Genomic DNA, 25,542 nt, shown 5'->3' with positions numbered 1-25,542 from the left:
TTCCCTGATAGCTCAGTCGGTAGAGCGACGGACTGTTAATCCGCAGGTCCCTGGTTCGAGTCCAGGTCGGGGAGCCAGAATTTCAATGCAAAAAGCCCAGCTATATTCGCTGGGCTTTTTGCATTTCAGGTGGCGCATTTGCCAAAGCCTGCCCTGACTCGGCGGTGTATGCCGGCGCATGAAATTTTTGGTCAGACCGAATTTTAAATTGGTCAGTCCGATTGTTGTTTTTTAGTGTGACTGGGTAGATTTGAGCGATTGCAACTTTCCAGCACTTTGCGTCAATATCGACGTTTGTTCGCCAGGATTTCGCGGAATTTAGCGTATTTTCCCGTTTGCCGGCATGCGCTTCCGTTAAAAAAGACAAATTGACAAGAAAATTGGCCTGACCGAATCTGGCTAAGGTGGTCCGGCCAATTCGCATCAGGAGTCACTTCAGCCGGCCCTCCAGCCCACAACAATCAATGGAGACAAGTCTATGAAGAATACGGAACTGAAAATGCTATTCGCCGCTGCCGGACTAGCTGCGGCTGCGGGCGCCATGGCGGGCCCGGTTGGCTACGGCGCGGCCACCACTGGCGGCGGCAACAAGGCGCCGGTGAATGTGTCCAGCCTGGCGCAGATGCAGGCCGCCATCAACGCCTATACCGATAATTCCGGCCTGGTGCTGAACTACACCGGCAAGTTTGACTTCAGCACCATCACGGACGTTTGCGCGCAATGGCAAAAGCCGGCGCAGACGCTGTCAGTCAAGAACAAGAGCAATATCACGATCCGTGGCGCGGCCGATTCCAGTGCCAATTTCGGCATCCATATCGCGGGCAACGCGCACAACATCATCGTGCAGAACATGATGATCGGGCTGCTGCAAGGCGGCGAGGCAGCCGATTCGATTTCGATCGAAGGCATGTCGTCCGGCCAGCCAAGCAATATCTGGATCGACCACAACACTATCTTCGCGTCGCTGACCAGCTGCCCCGGCGCCGGCGACGCATCCTTTGACGGCGGCATCGACATGAAGAAGGGCGCGCACCACATTACGGTGTCGTACAACCACGTCTACAACTACCAGAAAGTGTCGTTGAACGGCTATAGCGACAGCGATACCGCCAATGCCAACGCGCGCACCACGTACCATAACAACCGCTTTGAGAACATCAAGGCGCGCCTGCCGCTGCAGCGTTTTGGCCAGAGCCACATCTACAACAACTACTTCAACAACGTCCTGACCTCCGGCATCAACGTGCGCATGGACGGGGTATCCCTGATCGAATCGAATTATTTCGAGAACGTGAAAAATCCCGTGACATCGCGTGACAGCAGCCGGATCGGCTACTGGGAACTGCGCGACAACTATGTCGGTCCGGGCATCACCTGGGACACGCCGAGCGGCGCGGTCAATGCCACCACTTGGGGCTCGACCCAATCGTATGGCCCGACCGGCTACGCCTATACGGCGATTCCCGGCGCGAACGTGAAGGCCAAGGCGATTGCCACGGCTGGCGCGCGTACCAACCTGGCCCAATAATCCAGTACCTATCGCGAGGGATCATCATGAAATTACTTACGCTGATGGGCGCAGCCATAGCGCTGCTGGCTGCGCAGGCGCACGGCGCCGATATCGATGCCAAATCACTGACTGGCGCCAGCACGCCGTTCCAAAGCGCCGCTTACGGCATACGCAATTTTTCCGCGCCGGTGCTGGATGCGAACGGCAAGCACAGCCCCGCCAATTACAAGCCCGCGCCGGCGCTGCCGCAGTGGCAATTTGCGCTGGCCGATCCGACCGGCGGCGTGCTGTCGTTTGAGCGCCAGACGGCGCCGCAAGATGGCTGGCACACATGGTCGCGCAAGGGCACGGTGGTGGTGACGGGCGGGTCGGCTGCGACGGCCAACCGCGTCTACACGGTGTACAACGGGCAGCAGCTGGTCGCGGCGATCAACGAGGCCGGCAACGAGCCAAAGATCATCCGTGTGATCGGCCATATCGATATGCGTTGGAGCGCCAATAACACGGTGTTCCGCGAGTACACCAGCTTCCAGGATCAGAAGATGGGCGGCTCGGTCATGCTGCCTTCCAACACCACGCTGGTAGGGATCAACGATGCGGGCGGGCGCCCGGCGCGCATCACTGGCACCACCATCCTGATCGGCAATGAGCTGCCGCTTGCGGCCGGCGGCATTCCGGAGACCGACTTCAAGAACTGGATCGCAGCAGGCAAGGATGGCGAGGACTTTCCGACCTGGACCCGCAACATTATCATCCGCAACCTGCAGATCGATACGCCCTGGGACGTGAACCCGGAAGATAGCAGCAACGCCTACGCCGACGGTATTGCCATCTCGCGCGCACAAAACATCTGGATCGACCATGTCACGCTCAGCGATGGGGATACGCCGGATTCGCTCGCATCCGATACCCGCCACGATGGTGCGCTCGACATTGTGCGTGGTTCGGATTATGTCACCGTCGCCAACAGCCGCTTCTTCAAACACGGCAAGCTGACGCTGGTCGGCAACGGCGACAGCGGGCGCGCGTGGAGCGACCAGGGCAGGCTGCATGCGACCTTCAGCGGCAATTGGTGGGACAGCCTGGGTTCGCGCTTGCCGCTGGTGCGCTTTGGACAGGTCCACCTGTTCAATAACCTGGTCAGCGGCGATACGGCGACCAAGAATCCGGACCTGAAATTCGGCAGTGGCCTGGATGCGCGGTACAAGTCGCAAGTGCTGGTGCAAAACCAGTATTACAGCTTTGTGCTGCTGAAGCCGTCCGAGTTTTGCGGCAAGGTGATCAAGGGTTCCGGCTACAGCGGTTTCCGCTCGTCTGGCCACTTGTTCATCAGCACCCGCAACGACTCCGGAGCATGGGTCGGGCCCGCCATTCCGATGGATGGCCAATGTGGCTTGACGCTCGCCAGCGGTGCGGATGCCTGGACTCCGCCGTACTCCTATAACTTGCTGCCTGCTGCGAATACACAGGCTTCGGTGACCGCGAATGCGGGTGCGGGCAAGTTGAACTAAGCCGGGCGGTGTCGCCGGGGGATGTATCCTGGATGGCTTTGTAGGGCGCGAAAAAGCGACTACACTAGGGGCAAAATGGAGGCGCCAATGAAAGCTCGGTTCCTGGCCGTTCTGGCGGCTATCACCCTGGCAGGATGCAGCACCCCGCGACACCAGCCGCCCGGCGAAAACCATGTCTCCGATAAGGGGCCGCAGGCGGGCCAACAGCAGCCCTTCATCTGCCGCACGGAGGAATCCGGGCTGGGGCAGCCCCTGGTAGACAACCAGCAGGGCATCGGCCATCCGGTGCGCGCCGCGGGCGGCGCGGTTATCGGCTACAGCAGCCAGTGCGCCATCCGGACGCGCATCCAGCATTTCTATTTCACGGGAAGCGAATTCAAGCCGCTCGAGGGCGGCGGCGTATCGCTGCCGGCGGATGTGCAAAAGATCGTCGTCAATGGCGCCACCATCCCCTTTGTGGTGCGCGTGGAGGTCGGCACCATCAACCGTTTTATCTACACGATCGCAACGCTGGAGCGCGCGGCCTGGAACCGCAAGCTGGTGTACTGGATGCGCGGCGGTGTCGGCATCGGCCACCAGCAGGGCACGGCCATGTGGATGAATAATGGCTTGAACGGGTCGGAGAAGAAGCTGATGCCCAAGCTGCTGGCCGAGGGCTATGCGGTGGCCAGTTCCTCCGGCAACCAGACCGGGGTCCACTACCATATGCGCCTGGCGGAGGAAACGGCGGCCCAGACCAAGGCGCACTTTGCCGCTACCTACGGCACGCCGCTGTACACGGTGGCTATCGGCGGCTCGGGCGGTGCGGTACAGCAGTACCTGTTTGCGCAGAACCGGCCGGGCATCTTTGACGCGGGTATTCCGGTGCAGCCGTATCCGGACATGGTGACACAGTCGATCCCGATATCCGACTGCCCTTTGCTGGGACAGTACTTCCGCGACGAGGTGGGGCGCAATCCGGCTTCGCGCTGGGCGGTGTGGAGCGCGCAGTCGCTGGTGCAGGGCATGCACGCCAACGATACCGCGCGCAACCCGATCACGGGCACGCCGGGCAGCACGGAGTGCATCAACGGCTGGCGCTTTGCGATGCCGACGGTGCTGAACCCGCGCTATCGGGATGTCCGCTTCGACAAGGCGCTGGAATTCTACGGCTACCGATTGGATGCGCTGGATAAGGTCAAATGGACGCACTGGAACGATCTGGAGGACGTCTATGGGGTGGATGCGGATGGCTTCGCGCCGATCCCGATCGACAATGTGGGCGTGCAGTATGGCTTGTCCGCGCTGGTGGCCGGCAAGATCGATGCCGCCGAATTCCTGCAGCTGAATGCTTGCGTGGGCAGTTGGAAGGAGCAGCGCGACTTCGTGACATGGCAGGCGGAGCGCGATCCCTTCGACGCCGCCAATATGCGGCACAGCGCGACCTGCCGCGATCCGGGCGGGGTTCCGGCGCCAAGGCGGGCGGGTGAGCAAAAGGCGATCCGCGCCGCCTTCGACTCGGGGCACGTGTTCACCGGCAAACGCCTGGGCATTCCGGTGATTACCGTGCTGCCACACCAGGAGGCCACGCTGGATATGCACAATGCACGCCAGCCGTTCTCGATCCGCGCCCGGCTGCTGGCCGCCAACCCGGAGGAGGCCAAGCGCCAGGTGATCTGGTTCGCACGCGCGGACACGGACCTGACGGGGCAGGTGATGGGCGCCTTGTCGGTACTGGACAAATACCTCTCCGGCGGCAGTGCGCCGGCGGAGTTCGCCGACCGCTGCGTGGATAGCGCGGGTGCGGTGATCGGTTCCGGACCGGGCGCCTGGAGCGGCGTCCTGGATGGCGGCAAGCCCGGCGCCTGCACGCAGGCTTTCCCGATCTACAGCAGCCCGCGCATGGTGGCGGGTGAGTCGATCCGTGGCGATACCTTTAAATGCAAGCTGAAGCCCCTGGCGACTGCGCTCGGTGACGGCACTTACGGGCCGTCGCCACGGTTCACCCAAGCGCAGCAGACGTGGCTGGCACGGATATTCCCGCAGGGTGTGTGCGATTACAATAACGGGTTATGAAGATCCCACCACTGAAATACCTGGTTCCCGGCACTGTCGCGGGACTGTTGTTGGCCTATACCGGCATTGGATTCCTGGCTGTGCCGGCGCTTGTGAAGTCGCAAGCTGCGCAACTGGCGGCCGAAAAGCTGCATCGCCAGCTCAGCATCGAAGAAGTGACGTTCAACCCGTTCACGCTCAGTGCGTCCGTGCGCGGCTTGAAGATGATGGAGCCGGATGGCAGCACCGTCTTTGCCAGCTTTGAGCGGCTGGCGGCCGACCTGTCGTGGCAGTCCGTGGCGCGCCTGGCGCCGGTGGTGCAGGAAGTGCGCCTGACCAAGCCTTACGTCCACCTGTCGCGCAGCGCGGCGAATAAATACAATATCGACGATATCCTGCAGCTCGCGGCCAGCCAGCCGCCGTCGCCTGAACCGGCGCGCTTCTCGGTCAATAATATCCAACTGGAAGAGGGTAGCCTGGCGTTCGAGGACAAGCCTGCCGGCGTGACCCATAAGGTGCAGGACTTGAAACTGGGTTTGCCGTTCGTTTCCTCGCTGCCGTCCGATGTGGCGATTTTTGTGGAGCCGCTGTTCAGCGCCAACATCAATGGCTCGCCGCTGCTCTTGAAGGGCAAGGCGCGCCCATTCACCGAACCTAAAGAGTATGCGCTGGACCTTAAGCTGGATAAGGTGGATTTGACGACCTACCTGGGCTACCTGCCGTTCAAGCCCGGCTTCCGCCTGCCGTCCGCGCAGTTCGATGCGCAGCTCAACCTGGCCGTGGTGCAGCCGAAGGATAAGCCGGCATCGCTGACGCTGGGCGGGGAGGCCAGCCTGACGGGAGTGCAACTGCAGCAGCTGGACGGGAAACAGGTGGGCAAGCTGGATGCGCTGAAGGTTAAGCTGGGCAAGCTGGATTTGCTGGCGCAACGTTATGAGATTGCCCAGGTGGGCGTCGCTGGACTGGAGCTGGATGTCTTGCGCGGCAAGGATGGGAAGCTGAACCTGGACCAGCTGGCGCCTGCCGCGCCGCAAGCCGCGCCAGCGCCGGCACCGGCGCCGGCGGCTCCTAAAACGGGGCCGCTCGTCGTGCTCAAGGAGCTGAACGTGACGGGGGCGGCCTTGCGCTATGCCGATGACACGCCCCAGGCGGCCTTGCGCGCCGACCTGGCGAAGTTCGGCCTGCGGGTGCAGGACATCGTTTTTGATGGCGCCAAGCGTACGCTGGATATCGCCGCGGTGACCTCCGAAAGCGCGGAGATCAGTGTCCACCAGGGCAAGACCAGCGGCAAAGCCCCTGCCAAGGCCGGCGCGCCGGCGAAGGATGAAGCGCCGCTGCAAATCAAGCTGGGCAAGTTGGCGATTAATGAATGGTCGGCCAAGGTGCGCGAGGAATTCCACGACGAGCCGACGCTGATCAAGCTGTCGCCCTTGTCGCTGACGATGGAGGGCTATTCCAGCGCTCCCGGAGCAACGGCAGAAGTGGCGTTGAGCACCGGTATCAACAAGGGGCAGCTGGATATCAAGGGCCAACTGGCGCCGGCCCCCTTCAAGGCCGACCTGGCGCTGGACCTGAAGAATTTCGACTTGCTGCCGCTGCAGCCCTATGTCACGGATTATGTGAACCTGCGCCTGGTGCAGGGCGCCGTGACCAGCAAGGCCAGGCTGCGCCTGGATACCGGCAAGGATGGCGCGGTGACCGGCGGCTACAAGGGCGATGTCAGCGTGAACCGCCTGTCCACCGTCGACAAATCCAGTTCCAACGATTTCCTGAGCTGGAAGTCGCTGGCGTTCGGCGGCATGGATGTGAACTTCAAACCGTTCACGCTGAATATCGAGCGCGTGGCGCTGGACGACTTTTTCGCGCGCGTGATCATCGACCCGAATGGCCGCATCAACGTGCAGGACGTGGTACGCAAGGAAGGCGAGGAAGGCAAGAGCCTGACTGAGGCGGGCACCCGCGCGCAGGAGGCGAAAGCCGCCAGGGCGAAGGAGCGCGCTGTTGCACAGGCCCCGGCCGCGCCGGCAGTCGCGCCGGCCAAGCCCGCCGAGCCGCTGCCGCCGATCCGCATCGGCAAGCTGGTGCTGTCCGGTGGCCGCGTGCGATTCACCGACAACTTCATCAAGCCAAACTACACAGCCAACCTGAAAGACCTGGGCGGTACCGTTACGCGCCTGTCATCGAACCCGGCGCACGATGCCAGCGTTGACCTGCGCGGGCAGGTGAGCGGTGCCCCCTTGCTGATTGCCGGCCGCGTGCATCCGCTGAAGCAGGAGTTTTCGCTCGACCTGCGCGCCGATGTGCGCGGGATGGAGTTGTCGCAGCTCTCGGCGTACTCCGATAAATATGTCGGCTACGGCATCGAGAAGGGCAAGATGACATTTGAAGTCGCCTACCAGCTGGAGAACCGCCAGTTGAAAGCCGAGAACCGTCTGCTGCTCGACCAGCTGACGTTCGGCAAGGAGAGCACCAACCCGGAGGCGACCAAACTGCCGGTGCAACTGGCGGTGGCGCTACTGAGCGACCGCAATGGCGTGATCGACATCAATGTGCCGATTGGCGGCTCGCTGGACGATCCGCAGTTCTCGGTGGGCGGCATAATCCTCAAGGTGATCGGCAATGCGATCACGAAGACGGTGACAGCGCCCTTCGCCCTGATCGGCGCCCTGTTTGGCGGCGGCGAGGAGTTGTCGATGCTGGAGTTCGACAAGGGCCGTGCAGTCTTGCTGCCAGCGTCGGAAGGGAAGCTCAAATCGCTGGCCAAAGCGCTGACCGAGCGGCCCGGCCTGAAGCTGGATGTTACGGGCCGCTTCGACGAGGAGGCGGAAAGCGAAGCACTCAAGCGCGTTGCGTTGGAACGCAAGCTGCGCCAGCTTAAGACGCGCGACTTGCAGGCGCGCGGCGCCGCGCTGCCGGAAGGCGGCGTGGTGGTCGCCAGGGAAGAGCAGCCAGCCTTGCTGGCGCGCGCCTACAAGGACGAGACTTTCACCAAGCCGCGCAATGCACTGGGCCTGGTCAAGTCCTTGCCGCCGGAGGAAATGGAAAAGCTGATGCTGGCTAATATCAAGTTTGAGCAGGACGACTTCATCACGCTGGCCAACCGCCGCGCGCAGGCCGCCAAGGACTGGCTGGTGGGGCAGGGCCAGGTGGCGCCGGAGCGTATTTTCCTGGTGGCGCCCAAAGCCGGCGCGGCGAGCCGTGTTGACTTCGCGTTGCACTAGGGGGCGGTGTGGCGCTGCACTATGAGCTGATCGACGGCGATCCGCGCCTGCCTTTGCTGGTGTTCCTGCATGAGGGGCTGGGTTGCGGCGCAATGTGGAAGGGCTTTCCAGAGCGCCTGTGCGCGCAAACCAGCTGTGCGGGCCTGGTGTATGACCGGGAGGGCTACGGGCTGTCCTCCCCGGCCCGCGCGCCGCGCACCATCCACTACCTGCACCTGTCTGCGCTGCAGGAGCTGCCGGCATTGCTGCAGCAGGTTGCGCCGGACCGCGAGCATATCGTGATCGGCCATTCGGACGGCGGCAGCATTGCGCTGATCTACGCCGCCGGCCGTCCCGCTGCCTTGCGCGCTGTCGTTACCGCCGCCGCCCACGTGTTCGTGGAGGACATCACCCTGGCGGGCATTCGTCAAGCGGTCCAGGCCCACGCCGATGGCAAGCTGCACGGCCTGGCGTGCTACCACGGCGAGAAAGCAGGGCAGGTGTTTTCCGCCTGGGCCGATACCTGGCTGGCGCCGCCTTTCAGGCATTGGAATATCGAGTACCTGCTGCCGGCCATCGCTTGCCCTGTGCTGGCGCTGCAGGGGGACGACGACCAGTACGGCTCGGGCGCCCAACTGGACGCCATTGCGCGCGCGGTACCGGGCGCCCGCTCCCTGCTGCTGCCAGGCTGCGGCCATAGCCCGCACCTGGAGCAACCCGAGGCCACGGCGCAGGCCATGGCGGCTTTCATCAATTCTTTGGCGGCGGGCTGACGGCAGGCTTGTGCGGCTTTGCGTGCTTGAGCATTGCTGCCAGCAGGGTGACGTCTTCGTCGCTCTCCACCGGGGCTGCGCTGCGCGCCAGCGGCGCCGCCTGCTGCGCCGGGCGCCTGGCTTGCTTTGCCGGCTCCCTGGCCGCAATGACCGCTTTTCCGGCTGGCGCCGCGCTGGCCGCTGCGGTGCTAATGGCCGGCGCCTTGGCCATTGGCGCTTCGGGAGCGTTTGCCTGACTAACAATGGTCGCCGCCTGCGGCTCGCTGGCCTCGACCAATTTGCGCGGCGCGGCTACCGCCACCGCGCCTTGCGGAATCGCTGGTGCCGCCTGTTCCGCCGATGGCTGCGGCGCCTGCGGGCTTTGCAGCCACAGCCAAGCCAGCGCACCCAGCGACAGCAGTCCGGCGGCCACCGCCAGCCGTGATTTCAGTGTCGCGCCCAGACTCCAGCCACCGGCGCGCGCCGGCACATTGCCGCCGTGCGCCAGGCGCGCCAGGATCCGATAGCTGTCATCCCTCTGTACTGGCCCCACAAACAAATTTGGCTGCATGACGTCTCCCAAAGCTTGATTTCGCTCGACCCGCAAGGGCGCGGGCCGGCATAGGATGCCAGTGTCGCGTGCTGCATGCGCTTTCGTATTGATGGAACGCACCATGTTGCTATTTACCGTTGCGGGCATCTTCATCGCCGCCGTCGCCGCCGGCTGGCTGTTGCTATTTCCCCCCAAACGCAAGCCAAGCCCGCGCCAGCGGCGCTATTTCCTGGCGGGGGCGGGCACCCTTGCCCTGGCCGGGCTGCCGCCATTGCTGGTACGGCTGATGCGCCCGCAGCAGATGCTGCCGGCCTTCGAGGCCAGCGCGCACGCGGCCGATCCGCAGATCGGAGCCTTACTGCAGGGAGAGCAGCTGGTCGCGCCGCCGCCCCTGCCGCCGCTGGCTTTTACCACGGCGGAGGTGGAGCTGCTGCGTCCCATGTTGTCGCTGGCGGACCGCGACTGGCAGCGGCTGGACCAGGACTTTGCGCGCCGGCTGCTGCTGGTGTTCAATGTGATGCGCGAGCGCCACGGTTACGAGATGGCGTTGCTGGAGGGGTACCGCAGCCCGGAGCGGCAGGACCGCCTGGCCGCCGCAGGCAGCCATGTCAGCAACGCGCGCGCCTTCCAGAGCTTCCACCAGTTTGGCCTGGCCGCCGATTGCGCCTTCGTGCGCGAGGGGCGCCTGGTGATCAGCGAGCGCGATCCCTGGGCCATGCGCGGCTATCAACTGTATGGCGAGGTCGCCGAATCGCTCGGCATGGTATGGGGCGGACGATGGACGATGATGGATTTTGGCCACACCGAATTGCGCAAGCGCGATGCCAAGGCTTGAGGCGGCTCAAGGGCTGGTGTTGCGCTTGGTGGCAACATCGGCCAACCTGCCTCCCTTTCCCTGCCCATCATGCTGCAACGAATCTGGTACGCGATCACCGACCGTCGCCTGTTGAACATACTGGCCTTTGTGCTCCTGGCCGGCTTGCTTTTCCTGGGCGCCGAACTTTTGCAACTGGCCCTGATCTGGGCGTTCGGCGCGCTGCTTGCCGTCGCGCTGCTGGCGCTGGCGGTATGGGGCGCAAAACGCTATCGCGAGCGACGGCGGCAGGAGGAGCCGGCGCCGGCTGAAACGCGCGCCCAGGCAGACCTTGATGCCGTGCGCAGCGCCATGCTGGAGGCGCTGGGAACGATCAAGAACTCGCGCCTGGGGCGCAGCACCGGCGCGCGGGCACTCTATGAGCTGCCCTGGTATATGGTGATCGGCAATCCGTCGGCGGGCAAAAGCAGCGCGATCACGCAATCCGGCCTGCAGTTTCCCGTCGCCGGGGCGAAGGCGATCCAGGGCGTGGGTGGCACGCGCCATTGCGACTGGTTCTTCACCGCCGAGGGCATCCTGCTCGACACGGCCGGCCGCTATGCCGTGCAGGCGGCCGACCGCGCCGAGTGGCAGGGTTTCCTGGGACTGCTGAAGAAGCACCGGCCGCGCGCCCCGGTCAACGGCATCATCATCGCCGTCAGCATTGCGGAACTGGGCGGCGACGATCCGGAGGCGGTACTGCAACTGGCGCGCAGCTTGCGCCAACGGGTGCAGGACCTGATCGAAAAGCTGGAGGTGTTTGCACCGGTGTATGTTATGTTCACCAAGGCCGACTTGGTGGCGGGCTTCGCCGACTTCTTCGGCGATGCCGAACCGGCGGAGCGTGAGCGCATCTGGGGCGCCACCATGCCTTTCAAGCACAAGTCGGGGAGCCGCGACCTGCTTGCCTTCTACGAGCAGAGCTTTGACGAGTTGTGCGCCGGCCTGCATGAGGTGGCCATTGCCACCATGACGCAACGCCGGCGCGAGCTGGTGCCGTCCGGCGTGCATACTTTCCCGCTGGAGTTTGCGGCGCTGCGCGCGCCGCTCAAAGCCTTCCTTGCCACGCTGTTCGAGGACAACCCTTTCCAGTTCCGCCCCGTGTTCCGGGGCTATTACTTCACCAGCGCGCTGCAGGAGGGACAGCCATCGTGCGCCCAGTCGCTGCACGTGGCGCAGCGTTTCCGCCTGTCGCTCCCGGCGGGCGGGAAGCCGCGCGCCGGCGGCCAGACGGGCTACTTCCTGCCCCAGCTTTTCCGCGAAGTGATTTTCGCCGACAAGGACCTGGTGGCGCGCTATGCAAGCCGCAAGCAGCGCTGGACGCGCAACGGCGCATTCGCGGCGGCCATTTTGCTACTGGGGGCGGCGCTGGGGGCGTGGACCTGGTCGTACTCGGGCAACGCGCAATTGGTGGCCAATACGGCGGCGGACCTGGACAAGGCGGTCAAAATGCAGGCGCAGCGGGCGGACCTGCAATCGCGGCTGGAGGCGCTGCAACTGCTGCAGGACCGCATCGAACAGCTGGACAGACTGGATCGCGACAAGCCATGGCTGCTGGGCATGGGGCTGTACCAGGGCGAGGCGCTTGGACGCAAGCTGCGCGACGAGTATTTCAAGGGCATGGCGGAAATCCTGCTCAAGCCGGTAGCAAGCAGCCTTGAGTCGCAGCTGTACGCCATGGGCCGGCGCGAAGCGGGCAGCGTGGAGGAGGCCTACAACGCGCTGAAGGCCTACCTGATGCTGGCCGAAAAATCGCACGTGGAGACCGGCCATCTGGGCGACCAGCTGACGCGCCACTGGCGCGGCTGGCTGGAAACCAACCGCGGCGCCATGCCGCGCGAAGAGCTGCTGCGGCGGGCCGAGGGCTTGCTGGCCTTCTTTCTGTCGCAGGTGAGCGACCCGTCCTGGCCGCGCATTGAAGCCAGGCTGGCATTGGTCGACGCGTCGCGCGAGCAGCTGCGGCAGGTGGTGCGCGGCATGACGGCGCGTGAACGGGTCTATGCCGAGATCAAGGCGCGCGCCAGCACGCGCTATCCGGCGATGACGGTGGCGCGCATGGTCGGGGAACAGGATCGCGAGCTGGTGCAGGGCAGCCACGCGGTGTCCGGCGCCTTCACGCGCGAAGCCTGGGAGGGCTATGTGCGCGGCGCGATCCGCGATGCGGCCAATAGCACGCTGCAGTCGAGCGACTGGGTGCTCAAGACCGCCGAGCGCAACGACCTGACGCTGGAGGGCAGCCCGGAGCAGGTGCAAAAGGCGCTCACCGAAAGTTACCTGGCGGACAAGGCGGCCGGCTGGGGCGAGCTGCCGCTGCATGAATGGCTGCGCGCCGTGGTGAAAGACCCGGCGCAGCTGGCGCAGTTTGATGAGCTGCTGGGAGGGTCCGCCGCTACGCCAGCCTGAGGCCTGGTGTATGATCCGCGCCATGAACACCATGCCACGGCGCCCGATGTGCGCCACCTGCCTGCGCCCCGCCGCCACCTGCATCTGCCATTGGGCGGCGCCGGTGGCCAGCGCGGTCGACGTCCTGATCCTGCAGCACCCGATGGAAGTGGCCAATGCCAAAGGCAGTGCGCGCCTGCTGCACCTGTGCCTGCCGGGCAGCCGCATGGAAACCGGCGAGCAATTCGAGGAAGCGGCGCTGGCCGCGCTGCTGGGCCGCGGCGGGCGCCAGCCGGTGCTGCTGTATCCCGACACCCCGGGCGACCGCTCGCTCGGCATCGCCCCGCCGCCGGCCTACGAGGCCGCGCTGGCGCCGCAGCAGGTGCAGTTGATTGTGCTGGACGCCACCTGGCGCAAAAGCCGCAAGATGCTGTATCTGAACCCGCTGCTGCAAGCCTTGCCGCGCCTGCCTTTGCGCGACACGCCGCCCTCGCATTACCTGATCCGCAAAGCGCATGCGCCGGACCAGCTGTCCACGCTGGAGGCGAGCTGCTACGCGCTGGCGCAGCTGGAAGGGGACGAACACCGCTACGACCGCGTGATCGCGGCCTTCGATGGCTTTGTGGCGCAGCAGCAGGAACAGGCCGCGCACGGCGGGCGCGCTAGCTGAGAAGTTTGAGGCCGGGCGGCAGGGCCTCGCCCAGCATGCGTTGTTCGCTGGCCTGGTCCAGCTGCACCACTTCGCGCACCATGGCAGGCCAGCTGGGCGGCGCACCGGCACTCTCCAGCCGGCGCTGCACCTCGGCGCGCAGGGCATCGTTGATGTCGCGCGAGCGGTCGCCGGTCATGCGCGCCAGGTGGGCGGCGGCAAAGCCGGCCGGCTCCACCTTGCGCCAGTCCAGTTGCATGACCGCCTGCAGCCATTGTTCGACCGCTTCCACCGGCGCCACATCGTGCGCGCTGCCGTGGAAGGGACGGCGCGCGCCGACCCGACCCAGCGCCCACAGGTAGCGCGTCTGGCTCGCCAGGTTCTTCGCCTTGGGCAGTTCGCCCACCATCCAGTTGCCGATTTCGGCCTTGTAGGCGGACGGGATGCGCTCCAGCGACGCGCCCAGGCGCAACATGTCTTCCTCGCTGCCGTTGACCAGGGTGGCCGGCCGCCGTCCGCGCTCACCGGCATCGGCCTGCAGGTTGAAGGCGAAATCGTCCAGCAGGCGCAGTTGCGCTGGCGGCGGCAAGCCGCCCGCGACGCGGCGCCACAAGGTCCACCATTCGGCGCAGACCTGGCTGTCCTTGTGGTGCTGCACCCCCGTGTCGAAAATCGCCCACAGCTGCCCAATGCGCCATGCGTCGAGCGGATGGCCGAAGCCGGGGCGCAGGCAGTAGCCGGCCAGGTTCAGCCAGACGCGTTCGTGCTCCGGCGAGCGGCGCCGGCCTTTGGCGCGCTCCATCAGGGCGTCGAACAGGCTGCGTAGCAGCGGCGTGGTCCAGCGTTCGCGGCTGGTCAGCAGGTGTTCGAGCTGGCTGCGCAGCTGGCGCACTTCCTTGACGTCCACCTGCTGCGCGCGGCTGCCGAAGATGCGGTCGATCTTGTCCAGCGCCTCGGGCAGGCGGGCGGGCAGGGCCGGATCGGTGGCGCTTTCCGCCGCGCTGCCGGCGCCGGCGTCGTCGTTTGCCTCACCGTGCTCGCGCAGCTGGAATTCCAGTTGCCAGCGCTGGCCATCGGCCTCGCAATGCACTTCCAGCGTGCCTACTTCGGTCAGCGCGGCGGCCAGTTGCACGGTGATTTCCTTGCGCGCGCCGGCATCGCTGCTGTCGCGCAGGACGGTGGCGATGGCGGGCAAGGCGCTCAATTCGTCGGGCGCCAGGTCGGCCACGTCGCCGGCTTGCGGCGGCACCGCGTCGGCCAGGGTGGTGGCGATGTGGAAGCGTACCGGGCGCCCCAGGCGCAGGGCGAAGCTGCGTTCCGCCAGGCGCACTTCCTGCCCGCTGGCGGCGCCGCGCGGCAGCAGGCAGACGGCACGGCGCGTTACGCCGGGCGCGCGCGCATTGTCCAGCAGCAGCCAGTAGCTGCGCGCCGAGCCGCCGGCAATGGTCGGCGCCAGGCCTTGCTTGCCGAGGGCGTAGGCCACGCCGCCGCGCGCCACGGCGACATCGGGGTCGTCGTTGTGCAGCACGCGTACCGGCTGGCCGCGCCAGGCGCCCAGCGTCGCGGCAAGGCGTTCGGACAGCCTGGCGGCGCGGAATACGCCGCCATTTAGCAGCAGGGTGTCGGGCACCGGCAGGCGGCCGTCGTCGGGCAGGCCAAGGGCATGACGCGCGGCGGCGGCATGCTGGCGCAGGAAGCTGGCCAGGTGGCGCGTGACGGCCGGGTCGCTGGCGTAGGGCAGGCCGAATTCGACGATGCCGCCGCGCTTGGCCTGGGCCGGCTCCTGCGTTGCGTTGAGGGGGAAGAAGCCGTCCAGCACGATGCGTTCGACGTCGGCGCGGGTCAGCACGACGGAACGGCTGCCGCCGATCAGGCGCGCGCCCGCGCCCAGCAGGGTGACGTTGACCTGCTCCGGCGCGTCGTGCGCCAGCAAGGCTTCCTTCGCTGCGCGGCAGCGTTCCGTCAGCTGCGCCAGGCGCGCCGCCGACAGCCGCTGCGGCGGCGCATCGGCGGCGGGGGTGGCCAGGCGCTGTTCGGCCAGGTGGGCCAGCGCCAGGTCCATATTGTCGCCGCCGAGGATCAGGTGGTTGCCGACACCGATGCGCGTCAGCTGCGGCGCGCCGTCCGCCATTTCCACTTTGACCAGCGTGAAGTCGGTGGTGCCGCCGCCGACGTCGGCCACCAGCACCAGGCGCGCATCGGCCAGCTCCTGCGCCAGCGTGGCACGGTGCCGGTACAGCCAGTCGTACAAGGCCGCCTGCGGCTCTTCCAGCAGGCGCAGCGCAGGCAAGCCCGCCATGCGCGCCGCTTCCAGCGTGAGCGCACGCGCGCCCTCGTCGAACGAAGCGGGAATGGTCAGGACCAGCTGCTGCAGTTCCAGCGGCGCGGCGGGGAAGCGGGTATTCCACGCGGCGCGAAGATGCGCCAGGTAGCTGGCACTGGCCGCCACCGGCGATACGCGCGCCACGTCGTCCGCCGCGCCCCAAGGCAGGATGGGCGCCATGCGGTCCACGCCGGTGTGCGACAGCCAGCTTTTGGCGCTGGAGACCAGCCGCCCCGGCACCTGTCCGCCGAGCTGGCGCGCCAGGCGGCCGATGACGGCGCCGGCCGGCGCCCCTTCAACCGAAGGCTGCGCCCAGGGCAACGCCAGGTCGCCGTCGGCGATTTCGCCGGCAGCGGGGTGGTAGCGCGAGGAGGGCAGCAGCTTGGCGCTTGCCACCTCGCCGGGAGCGCTGAGCTGCTCGATTTCGAATAGCTGTACCGCGCCGCCCGGCGCCGCATACGCCAGCACCGAGTTGGTGGTGCCCAGGTCGATGCTGACCAGGTACTGCGTCATTGGCCTTCGCCGGCGCTTCGCACGTCGAATTCGACCTTCCAGCGCTGGCCATCCTGCGCCACCGCCAGCAGTTCCAGGGTGCCCGCTTCGCTGGCATAGGCATGCAGGCGCACCTGCACCACCTCGCCCACGGTGCGGCCTTCCGGCGACAGCGTGGCCTGGATCTCGTTCAGCTCAACCAGCTCGTCCGGGCCCCAGAAATCGAGCACGCTGCCGATCTGGTCCTGGCGCCGCACGGAGGAGCCGAAGAAGCGGAAGTGCACCGGCTCGCCCACTACCAGGCCGAACTCCTGGCCCGGCAGTTCCAGCTCGCTGCCTTCCTCCATGCCGAACGGCGCCACGCACAGCGCCTGGATCGGCGGCTCCATGCCCGGGATGGCCGGCATCGACGATTCCACCGCAACGTAGTAGGAACGCGCCGTGCCGCCGCGAATGCGCACACCGGCGCCGCGCCGCACGTAGCTGTAGTAGGCCGCGCCGCGCGCCACCGCCAGGTCCAGGTCCGCGCCGCCCAGCATGCGTGCCGGTTCTGCGCCTTCCATGTAGAGCCAATCGTTGATGGTGTCCATCATGCGCGTGGCCAGCAGCTCCGACTTGAACACGCCGCCGTTGAACAGCACCGCGCTCGGGTGCAGGAAGCTGTGCTCCGCGTTCACGCGGCCGGCAAAGCCGTCCAGTTCCGCCGTGGCGCCCACCTGGCGCGCCAGGAAGGCTGCCAGGTGCTTGGTGATGGCCGCGTCCTGCGCGTACGGCAGGCCAAGCTGGGTCAGGCCGGCGCGGGCGCGCACAGCGGGCCGCGCCGCCGCTTCCACTTTCGGGAAGAAGCCGTCGGTGATGAAGGTGGTGACTTCGGCGCGCGTCAGCTCGGTGCGGATCGAGCCGCCGATCAGTTTCGAGCCGCGGCTTGGCACCACGATAGGCCACGTCTCGGCTTGCGCGTTGGCCAGCAGGTTCTCCTTGGCAGCGCGGCAGCCGTAAGTCAGCGCGCGCATTTGCCAGGCGTCGAGCTGGGTGCCGTTGGCGGCCAGCTTGCGCGCCACCAGGTGGGCCAGCGCCAGGTCCATATTGTCGCCGCCCAGCAGGATATGGTCGCCCACCGCCACGCGGTGCGGTTCCAGCACGCCGTCGCGTTCGAGGATGGCGATCAGCGAGAAGTCGCTGGTGCCGCCGCCCACGTCCACCACCAGGATGATGTCGCCCGGCTTCACTTCCTTGCGCCAGCGGCCGTCGCTGTTCTGGATCCAGCTGTAGAGGGCCGATTGCGGCTCTTCCAGCAGGGTGATGCTGGCGTAGCCGGCGGCGCGTGCCGCCTCGGCGGTCAGTTCGCGCGCGGCCGGGTCGAAGGAGGCCGGGATGGTGACGGTCACCGCCTGCTCATTGAACGGCGCCTCCGGATGGGCATTGTCCCAGGCGGCGCGCAGGTGCTGCAGGTAGCGGGTGGAGGCTTGCAGCGGCGAGATGCGCGTCACTTCCTCCGGCGCGTCGTGCGGCAGGATGCCGGCGCGGCGGTCCACGCCCGGGTGGCACAGCCAGCTCTTGGCGCTCGACACCAGGCGGATCGGCGTGGTGGCGCCACGGCTGCGCGCCATTTCGCCGGCCACGGCGGCCTGGCCTTCCGGCGCGGCCCAAGGCAGGGTCAGTTCGCCCGGCGCCAGTTCGTCGGCGTGTGGCAGGTACAGGAAGCTTGGCAGCAGCGGCAGCTCTTCCACCGTGCCCGGCGCGGTCAGCTGCGGGATGCCCAGCACGCCGTGCTTGGTCTTTTCACCGTCGCTGCCCGCCAGTTCAACATAGGACAGCGCGCTGTGGGTGGTGCCAAGGTCGATGCCGATGGCGTAACGCGGATCGCTCACAGTTCCACCTCGGCCGGTGCCAGGACTTTGGCGTCGTGCGCTTCGGCCAGTTTCGGCAGGCGCACGCTGGCGGCGCGCCAGCCGCGGTGGCTCAGGGTGCCGCTGAACGGCGCCTTGCCCACCACGTTGCCGGTCAGGCGCACGGCGGACGCGTCGAAGCCTTCCGGCAAGGTCACGCGGCTGCCTTCCGCTTCGCTGCGGATGGCCTCGATGGCGAAGTGCTCACGCAGCACTTTGGCGCAGCCTTCGTGCACCACGCGCGCGGCGGCGCCGATATCGGCGTCCGAATAGGCCGCCAGGTTTTCCTGCGTGAAGTCGATCAGGCGCGCTTCGCGCTGGAACAGCGACAGCAGCTGCAGTGCGGCGTCAGGCGTGGCTTCGCGCAGCGGCGCGGCAGCTGGGGCGGGCGCCGGGGCCGGCGCCGGAACTGGCGCAGGTGCAGCCGCCGGACCGATGCCGTCGTCGCGCACGCGCGCGGCGAATTCGGCGTCGCCCAGGGTCTTGAAAAAGGCGCCAATGGCGAGGGAAATCCTGCTGCCGAAGGAAGGCAGATTGGTAGTTTTGCTCATTTATTGCTCTTAGAAGGTCGGGGGGGGATCCCGGAGAAGTGCGCATGATACCAGCTTGGCTTGCAGGCGAGGCGCGGGCGGTTTATGATACTGTATAAATACACAGTATTTTGCTTTGGGGCGCCGCATGCAGGACCACGACCTAGAGGGGCAGGTGATGCTGCCGCCGCAATCGCGCAAGGCCCAAAAAGGGCGTGGCGCGGTATCTAATATGCAAGGCAGGTATGAGTTGCAGGGGCGCGAGGCCTTCGATGACGGCTGGGCGCCCGATCCGGACGACGCCGATGCGGAAAAGCTGCCGCCGCGCACCATCGTCACCGAGGAGACAGCCAAGACCATCCTCACGCGCAACCAGTCGCCCGATATTCCCTTCAGTGTTTCACTGAATCCTTATCGCGGCTGCGAACATGGCTGCATCTATTGCTTCGCCCGTCCGTCGCACAGCTATCTCGGCCTGTCGCCGGGGCTGGATTTTGAAACCAAGCTGTTCGCCAAGATCAATGCGCCGGAACTGTTGCGCACCGAACTTTCGAAGCCGGGCTACCAAGTCGAGTCGCTCGCCCTTGGCGTGAATACCGACGCCTACCAGCCCTGCGAGCGCGACTACCAGTTGACGCGGCGCGTGCTGCAGGTGCTGGCCGAGTGCCACCATCCGGTTGGGCTGATCACCAAGTCCTCCCTGATCGAGCGCGATATCGACATCCTGGCGCCGATGGCCGAGCGCAACCTGGCCGCCGCCTCGATCACGCTCACCACGCTGGACAGCAAGATCTCACGCACGCTGGAGCCGCGCGCCGCCGCCCCGGCGCGCCGCTTGCGCACGATTGAAACCCTGGCCCGGGCCGGCATTCCGGTCGGCGTGTCGATCGCCCCCATCATTCCCTTCGTCACCGAGCCCGATATTGAAAAAATCATGGCCGCCGCGCGCGATGCCGGCGCCAGCATGGCCACCTACGTGGTGCTGCGCCTGCCGTGGGAAGTGAGCCCGCTGTTCAAGGAGTGGCTGGAAGCCCATTTCCCCGACCGCGCCGCGCGCGTCATGAACCGCGTGCGGGATATGCGCGGCGGCAAGGACTATGAGGCCGAGTTTGGCGCGCGCATGCGCGGCGAAGGCGTGTGGGCCGACCTGATCCAGCAGCGCATCGAGAAAGGCATCGCCCGCTACGGCTTCCACAGCCGCCACAGCAAATTCCGCACCCTCGACCGCAGCCAGTTCCAACGCCCCGACCACATCCCACCCTCCGGCGCCAAAGCGCGCGCCGCCGCCAAAGCGGGGCAAATGGATTTGTTCTAAGCAGCGGAGATCATCACGGGCTGGTTTCTGGTCAACATCGATGTGCCTCAGGGCGCTTTTGACGTTACTAAACCGGTGCCGAGTAAGGACTCAATCGCGTGGACGTGCTCGTCGTGGTGCCCCATGTCGCGTAACGCGGCGGCCAGGCGCAGCAGGTATTCCGTATTGGGGCCGCTAGGGCCGGCGGCGGCGGCGATGTGGCGCGCGATCTCTTCAACCGGCGCTTCCCCCAGCCAGGCCGCGTTATCCTCGGCGGCGATGTAGATCAGGCCTTCCTCGGTGCCGCCGGCTGCAAAGTGGATGTCGATCGCCACGCGCAGGTAGCCGTTCTTTTCACGGTGGTCGAGGTGGGCGAATTCCTCCGGCGTGACGAGGTAGGCCATGCCGTGGCAGACGGCGCCCTCGGCCGGCACCAGGGTGGCGACGCGGCCCGGTGCTTCGGGCGTGCCGCGATGGTCGTGCGAGCCTTGCCAAAAGCGGCGCGACCAGCCGACGATGTGCGCCGGGCGGCGCTCGATAAAGGGGAAATCCGCTTTGTAAATCAGCGAGCCATAGCCGAACAGCCACACCTGGTGGTGGCCGTCGAACTTGTCCATAGCCTGGTTGGCATCAATCGTATTGTGCGACATGCCGCAAATTATAGGGAATAGTCGCCGAGCATGCTGATGAAGCGCTCCGCAGCCGGGGAGGGCGTGCGCGAGGTCTTGGTGTAGATGAAAAATTTACGCGTGAGTTCCGGTTCCACCAGCGGCCGCATGTCCAAACCGTACAGGCGCACCATCGGCGCCGCATAGGGCAGGCAGGCGGTGATGCCCAGGCCGGCCGCCACCATGGCCAGCGCGGTGGTCATGAAGGTCACCTCGTTGTAGGGCGCGAGCGTGGTCATATCGCGCAGCAGGCGTTCGGTGAACTGGCCTTGCAGGGCAATGAAGGAATGCTGGTTGACCTCGGACCATGCCACGCGCTGCCGCGCCGCCAGCGCATGGCCGGGCGGGAACACCACCACAAAGGGCATCTCGAACAGCAGTTGCGCATCCACCTCGGCGGTCACGTCGCGCTCGGGGCCGATGCCCACGTCCACCTCGCCGCTCACCACGCGCGCCGCCACGTTATCGACCGGGCAATCCACCAGTTGCACCTGCACGTCCGGGTAGGCGGCGCGGAACTGGCCGATCACCTGCGGCAGCAGGGTGCAGGCCATCATCTGCGGCGCCGCCACGCGCACGATGCCTTTCTTTAAAGCCTTGCGGCTGGCGATATCGGCCATCGCCCCGTCCAGGTCCTGCAGCATCTTGTCGAACAGCGGATACAGCTCGCGCCCCACCTCCGACAACTGCACCCGCCGCGTATTGCGCTCCACCACCTTCACGCCCAGCAACTGCTCCAGCTCCTTGATCTGGCCGGAGAGGGCGGACTGGGTGACATGCAGCAGGTCGGCGGCGGCGGTGAAGCTGCCGGTGCGGGCGACGGCGACCAGGGCGCGCATCTGGCGGATGGTGGGATTCATCAGGAAAATTAATAAATCAACGTGAAAATATCGTTTGTATGATAGCTGAAACAGGCGTTTAATGGCGGAATCGCAAAGGAGCCCCGCCATGAAAATCAAGCAAATCCACCACGTTGCCTACCGCTGCAAGGACGCCAAGGAAACCGTCGAGTGGTACGTCAAGCACCTGAACATGAACTTCGTGCTGGCCATCGCCGAAGACGAAGTGCCGTCGACCAAGGCGCCGGACCCGTATATGCACGTGTTCCTGGACGCCGGCCAGGGCAATATCCTGGCCTTCTTCGAACTGCCGACCCAGAAGGATATGGGGCGCGACGAAAACACCCCGGCCTGGGTGCAGCACCTGGCGCTGGAAGTCGGTTCGATGGATGAGCTGCTGGCCGCCAAAGAGCGCCTGGTGGCGGGCGGTATTGAAGTACTGGGCCCGGTCAACCATACCATCTTCAAGTCGATCTACTTCTTCGACCCGAACGGCCACCGCCTGGAGCTGGCGGCCAACACCGGCACCCCGGAGATGATGCAGAAGCTGGACGATGTGAAGTGGGAAATGCTGGAAGAATGGTCTAAAACGAAAAAAGCGCCCAAGCACGCCGCCTGGATGCACGCACCACAGAATTAAGGAAATACATGAAACTCGCCTCCCTCAAAGACGGTAGCCGCGACGGCCGCCTGGTCGTCGTCAGCCGCGACCTGAAATCCTGCCAGCCGGTGCCGACCATCGCCGCCACCATGCAGGACGCCCTGGACAACTGGGACAGCGCCGCGCCGCAGCTGAAGCAGATTTACGCCCTGCTGAACCAGGGCAGCGCTTCCGGCGCTCAGCCCTTCGACGAAAACCAGGCGCATTCGCCGCTGCCGCGCGCCTACCAGTGGGCCGACGGTTCCGCCTACATCAACCACGTGGAGCTGGTGCGCAAGGCGCGCAACGCCGAAGTGCCGGCCTCTTTCTACACCGACCCGCTGATGTACCAGGGCGGCTCGGACAGCTTCGTCGGCCCGCGCGACGCCATCTACGCGCTGGACGAAGCCTGGGGCATCGACCTGGAAGCGGAAGTCGCCGTCATCACCGGCGACGTGAAGATGGGCGCCAGCGATGAGGAAGCTGGCAACGCGATCCGCCTGGTGATGCTGGTGAACGACGTGTCGCTGCGCAACCTGATCCCGAACGAGCTGGCGAAAGGTTTCGGCTTCTTCAACTCGAAACCGGCCAGCGCCTTCTCGCCGGTGGCCGTGACCCCGGATGAACTGGGCAAGGACTGGCAGGACAACAAGCTGCACCTGCCGTTGCTGGTGCAGATCAACCGCCAGCCGTTCGGCAAGCCGAACGCCGGCGAAGACATGACCTTCAGCTTCGCGCAATTGGTGGCGCACGCCGCCAAGACGCGCGAGCTGTGCGCCGGCACCATCATCGGCTCCGGCACCGTGTCGAACAAGCAGGGCAACCTGCACGGCTCCAGCATCGCCAATGGCGGCGTGGGCTACTGCTGCCTGGCCGAAGTGCGCATGTACGAGACCATTGAGAGCGGCAAGCCGCAGACCGGTTTCCTGCAGTTCGGCGACAACGTGCGCATTGAAATGCACGACGCGCAGGGTAAGACCATCTTCGGCGCCATCGACCAGACGGTGCGCAATTACGAGGAACGGGCATGAAGCTCTATACCTACTTCCGCAGTTCGGCCGCCTACCGCGTCCGCATTGCGCTCAACCTGAAAGGCCTGGCGTACGACGCGCTGCCGGTGCACTTGCTGCGCGACGGCGGCGAGCAACTGGCGCCGGCCTACCGCGCCGTGAACCCGGCCGGGCTGGTGCCGACGCTGGAGGACAACGGTATTGTACTGACGCAGTCGCTGGCTATCATCGAGTACCTGGAGGAGGTGCATCCGCTGGTGCCCTTGCTGCCGCAGGATGCAGTGGGCCGCGCGCGCGTGCGCGCGCTGGCGCAGACCATTGCCAGCGATACGCACCCGATCACCAATTTGCGCGTGCTGAAGTACCTGAAGGGGCCGCTGGGGCTGTCCGAGGAGCAGAAGATGGAGTGGTATCGCCATTGGATGCGCGAGGGCATGGCCACGCTGGAGGCGCATCTGGAGCGCGATGGCGATATGGGACGGTTCAGCTATGGCGATACGCCGACCATTGCGGATTGCTGTCTGGTGCCGCAGGTGTTCAATGCGCACCGCTTTGAGATCGATCTGGCGCCGTATCCGAATGTAGCCCGCATTGCGGAGAATTGCGCAGAGCTGCCGGCTTTCAAGGCTGCGCATCCTTCCGCCCAGCCGGATTTCGAGTAAGGCGGTATTGGCCGGTTTCCCGGTTCAAAACTGCACTACCCGATTACGCCCTTCCTTCTTGGCGCGGTAAAGGGCCTTGTCCGCCCGCACCAGCAGCGATGACGGCGTATCCGGCGCGCCAGTCGGATCGGCCGCCGACACGCCAATGCTGATGGTGAGCGCCACTTCCGACCCGTCTTCCGCGAGCATGCGCAGTTGCGCTGCCTTCTCGCGCAAGCGCTCCGCCGCATGGGCCGCCACGGCGATCGGGGTTTCCGGCATCAGCAGCACGAACTCCTCCCCGCCGAAACGCGCCACCGCGTCCACCGCGCGCAAATGCGCCGTCAGCAGGGTGGCGGTATGGATAATCGCCTGGTCGCCGACTTCATGGCCGTAGGTGTCGTTGATGCGTTTGAAATGATCGATATCCACCATCAGCAGCGACAGCGGATGGTGGAAGCGGCGCGCGCGCTCCAGTTCCTGCGCGATCTGCTCCGTCATCTTGCGCCGGTTGGCAATGCCGGTCAGCGGGTCGGTGGTGGCCAGCTCCTCCAGCTTGCGGTTGGCCTGCAGCAGCTCCAGCGTGCGCTGCAGGATGCGGTCCTCCAGGTTGTTGCGTTCCGACGCCAACTCCTTCATGGTGCGCCGGCGCGAGCGCAGCGACAGCACCAGGGCCGTGATCAGCACGCCCTCAAAGACCACCAACCCGATCACCGACACGATCTGCCAGCGGTACAGCTCCCACACATTGTGCGGCCGGTTCAGCATGACCGCATCGTGCGGGATATTCCGCAGCCCGGCGCGGCGCGCGGTCGGGTAGTCGAAGTAATAGCCCTGCACCTGGCTGTCCATCGCGGGCTGGCCGAGCAGCAGGCGCGCCATCATGCGCCCCACGGCTTCGCCGCTCACCACATAGCCGCCCGCCACGCCGGGCATGACCAGCGATTCGGAGTGGGTGAAAATCGGCGCGCGGGTCGCGCCGGCGATTTGCAGCGCCAGGTCGCGCGGCTGGACCCGGGCTGACCCTTCGTTGCGTAGCGATGCCAGCATGAAGACGGCGCTATTGCCGTCCAGCCTTGCGGCGCGTGCGCGCAGTTCGCCGATGCTGCCGCCGTCCCAAATCTCGAAGCGGATTTGCGGGAAGTGCGCGGTGGCGCTGCGCAGGCGATCAAGCCAGAGCTGGCCGCGCGCGGTGCTGTCGCCGATCACCGCCACATGCCGCACATGCGGCGCCACCATGGGGATCACGCCGAGCGCCCGCTGGAAATCGGAAGTGACTTCGTAGGCCACGCCGTCGCGCGGCTGCCATTGGTCGCGGCCGTGGTTGACGTAGTGGCGCGGCACGCCCGGGAACAGTTCGGGGTGGCTGGCCAGGAAGCGGGAGGCGACGAAGTTCTCGGTGACGATGGCGTCGAATTTTACGTCGGCGTATTTGGTTGCCAGGTAGGGCGCCATGCCCTCGACCGCCTTGTCCTCGCCGACCCGGTTGGCGTCGAAGCGTTCCTCGAAAATGGCCGGCGTGGCGCCCTGGCTGCTGCGGCCCAGTTCTTCGTACATGCCTTTGTGGACCAGCCTTTGCCAGGCCGAGGAGGAGTCGGCGCCCAGCGAGTACAGCACCAGCACGCGCCGGTCATCGGCGACCGCGTGGGCCGCCGCGCTGGCGAGCCAGCAGGCAGCCGCCAGGCGCAGCAACAGTCGGCGATGGGCGTGGTTCAGCATGGGCTGCAAAGTGTAGCACGCCCGTGCGGATTTTATTTCCCTATCAGCAACAT

Annotated in this window: 19 protein-coding genes and 1 tRNA gene; 13 read left to right on the top strand and 7 right to left on the bottom strand. The window is 65.9% G+C overall.

Going from position 1 to position 25,542, the window contains the following annotated elements; all coding sequences use genetic code 11:
* Position 1: 1 nt before the first annotated feature.
* The 6 genes from GTP41_RS19940 (at position 2) to GTP41_RS19915 (ending at position 9,028) form a co-directional block, all read left to right on the top strand.
* Positions 2–77: transfer RNA gene (locus tag GTP41_RS19940), tRNA-Asn, on the top strand.
* A 401-nt stretch (positions 78–478) separates the two neighbouring features.
* Positions 479–1,528 carry a pectate lyase family protein gene (locus GTP41_RS19935; protein ID WP_161027330.1) on the top strand — a complete coding sequence of 350 codons (1,050 nt, stop codon included), beginning with the start codon at positions 479–481 and terminating at the stop codon, positions 1,526–1,528.
* 26 nt (positions 1,529–1,554) lie between these two features.
* Positions 1,555–3,021, top strand: coding sequence for a pectate lyase family protein (locus tag GTP41_RS19930; protein WP_161027329.1), 1,467 nt, complete (start codon positions 1,555–1,557; stop codon positions 3,019–3,021).
* 87 nt (positions 3,022–3,108) lie between these two features.
* The gene (locus GTP41_RS19925; RefSeq protein WP_161027328.1) at positions 3,109–5,076 is read left to right on the top strand and encodes a DUF6351 family protein; all 1,968 of its coding nucleotides are present in this window, start codon (positions 3,109–3,111) and stop codon (positions 5,074–5,076) included.
* Positions 5,073–8,276 carry a DUF748 domain-containing protein gene (locus tag GTP41_RS19920; protein ID WP_161027327.1) on the top strand — a complete coding sequence of 1,068 codons (3,204 nt, stop codon included), beginning with the start codon at positions 5,073–5,075 and terminating at the stop codon, positions 8,274–8,276. Before GTP41_RS19925 ends, GTP41_RS19920 begins: the two co-directional genes overlap by 4 nt.
* 8 nt (positions 8,277–8,284) lie before the next feature.
* Positions 8,285–9,028, top strand: a complete 744-nt coding sequence (locus GTP41_RS19915; RefSeq protein ID WP_161027326.1) for an alpha/beta fold hydrolase — start codon at positions 8,285–8,287, stop codon at positions 9,026–9,028.
* Here GTP41_RS19915 and GTP41_RS19910 read toward each other — a convergent pair.
* Positions 9,006–9,578 carry a hypothetical protein gene (locus GTP41_RS19910; protein ID WP_161027325.1) on the bottom strand — a complete coding sequence of 191 codons (573 nt, stop codon included), beginning with the start codon at positions 9,576–9,578 and terminating at the stop codon, positions 9,006–9,008. The two genes, GTP41_RS19915 and GTP41_RS19910, sit on opposite strands and share 23 nt — an antisense overlap.
* Positions 9,579–9,681: 103 nt before the next feature.
* On the opposite strand from GTP41_RS19910, the gene GTP41_RS19905 reads away from it, so the two are divergent.
* The 3 genes from GTP41_RS19905 to GTP41_RS19895 all read left to right on the top strand — a co-directional run bounded on the left by GTP41_RS19905 (position 9,682) and on the right by GTP41_RS19895 (position 13,465).
* Complete coding sequence (locus GTP41_RS19905; RefSeq protein WP_161027324.1) at positions 9,682–10,395, top strand: M15 family metallopeptidase; 714 nt, start codon at positions 9,682–9,684, stop codon at positions 10,393–10,395.
* A gap of 69 nt (positions 10,396–10,464) precedes the next feature.
* The gene (gene tssM, locus GTP41_RS19900) at positions 10,465–12,816 is read left to right on the top strand and encodes a type VI secretion system membrane subunit TssM (protein WP_229502977.1); all 2,352 of its coding nucleotides are present in this window, start codon (positions 10,465–10,467) and stop codon (positions 12,814–12,816) included.
* 22 nt (positions 12,817–12,838) lie between these two features.
* Complete coding sequence (locus tag GTP41_RS19895; protein WP_161027323.1) at positions 12,839–13,465, top strand: tRNA-uridine aminocarboxypropyltransferase; 627 nt, start codon at positions 12,839–12,841, stop codon at positions 13,463–13,465.
* On the opposite strand, the gene GTP41_RS19890 is transcribed toward GTP41_RS19895, so the two are convergent.
* Genes GTP41_RS19890 through GTP41_RS19880 form a run of 3 tightly spaced genes read right to left on the bottom strand, consistent with a single transcriptional unit; the run spans position 13,458 to position 18,699 of the window.
* The gene (locus GTP41_RS19890; RefSeq protein ID WP_161027322.1) at positions 13,458–16,280 is read right to left on the bottom strand and encodes an Hsp70 family protein; all 2,823 of its coding nucleotides are present in this window, start codon (positions 16,278–16,280) and stop codon (positions 13,458–13,460) included. The two genes, GTP41_RS19895 and GTP41_RS19890, sit on opposite strands and share 8 nt — an antisense overlap.
* Positions 16,277–18,130 (bottom strand): Hsp70 family protein, encoded by a 1,854-nt coding sequence (locus GTP41_RS19885; protein WP_161027321.1) that lies wholly within the window; start codon positions 18,128–18,130, stop codon positions 16,277–16,279. The genes GTP41_RS19890 and GTP41_RS19885 overlap by 4 nt, the downstream gene beginning before the upstream one ends.
* Positions 18,127–18,699, bottom strand: a complete 573-nt coding sequence (locus GTP41_RS19880; RefSeq protein ID WP_161027320.1) for a DUF2760 domain-containing protein — start codon at positions 18,697–18,699, stop codon at positions 18,127–18,129. The genes GTP41_RS19885 and GTP41_RS19880 overlap by 4 nt, the downstream gene beginning before the upstream one ends.
* Positions 18,700–18,826: 127 nt before the next feature.
* On the opposite strand from GTP41_RS19880, the gene GTP41_RS19875 reads away from it, so the two are divergent.
* Entirely contained in the window at positions 18,827–19,993 is a 1,167-nt protein-coding gene (locus tag GTP41_RS19875; RefSeq protein WP_229502976.1) for a PA0069 family radical SAM protein, read from the top strand.
* A gap of 47 nt (positions 19,994–20,040) precedes the next feature.
* Here GTP41_RS19875 and GTP41_RS19870 read toward each other — a convergent pair whose 3' ends face one another.
* Both GTP41_RS19870 and GTP41_RS19865 read right to left on the bottom strand, forming a co-directional pair.
* Complete coding sequence (locus GTP41_RS19870; protein WP_161027319.1) at positions 20,041–20,622, bottom strand: gamma-glutamylcyclotransferase; 582 nt, start codon at positions 20,620–20,622, stop codon at positions 20,041–20,043.
* Between the two features lie 8 nt (positions 20,623–20,630).
* Positions 20,631–21,500, bottom strand: coding sequence for a LysR family transcriptional regulator (locus GTP41_RS19865; RefSeq protein WP_161027318.1), 870 nt, complete (start codon positions 21,498–21,500; stop codon positions 20,631–20,633).
* Between the two features lie 88 nt (positions 21,501–21,588).
* On the opposite strand from GTP41_RS19865, the gene GTP41_RS19860 reads away from it, so the two are divergent.
* From GTP41_RS19860 to maiA, 3 genes are read left to right on the top strand one after another with little or no spacing between them, the layout of a single operon-like run.
* Positions 21,589–22,119 carry a VOC family protein gene (locus GTP41_RS19860; RefSeq protein WP_161027317.1) on the top strand — a complete coding sequence of 177 codons (531 nt, stop codon included), beginning with the start codon at positions 21,589–21,591 and terminating at the stop codon, positions 22,117–22,119.
* An 8-nt stretch (positions 22,120–22,127) separates the two neighbouring features.
* Positions 22,128–23,150 (top strand): fumarylacetoacetate hydrolase family protein, encoded by a 1,023-nt coding sequence (locus GTP41_RS19855; RefSeq protein WP_161027316.1) that lies wholly within the window; start codon positions 22,128–22,130, stop codon positions 23,148–23,150.
* Positions 23,147–23,791 (top strand): maleylacetoacetate isomerase, encoded by a 645-nt coding sequence (maiA, locus tag GTP41_RS19850; protein WP_161027315.1) that lies wholly within the window; start codon positions 23,147–23,149, stop codon positions 23,789–23,791. Before GTP41_RS19855 ends, maiA begins: the two co-directional genes overlap by 4 nt.
* A 24-nt stretch (positions 23,792–23,815) precedes the next feature.
* On the opposite strand, the gene GTP41_RS19845 is transcribed toward maiA, so the two are convergent.
* Positions 23,816–25,489 (bottom strand): GGDEF domain-containing protein, encoded by a 1,674-nt coding sequence (locus tag GTP41_RS19845; protein WP_161027314.1) that lies wholly within the window; start codon positions 25,487–25,489, stop codon positions 23,816–23,818.
* Between the last annotated feature and the right edge of the window lie 53 nt (positions 25,490–25,542).

This window comes from Pseudoduganella guangdongensis (assembly GCF_009857475.1).
Lineage (GTDB): Bacteria > Pseudomonadota > Gammaproteobacteria > Burkholderiales > Burkholderiaceae_D > Rugamonas > Rugamonas guangdongensis.
This window is presented reverse-complemented; position numbering and strand designations above follow the sequence as displayed.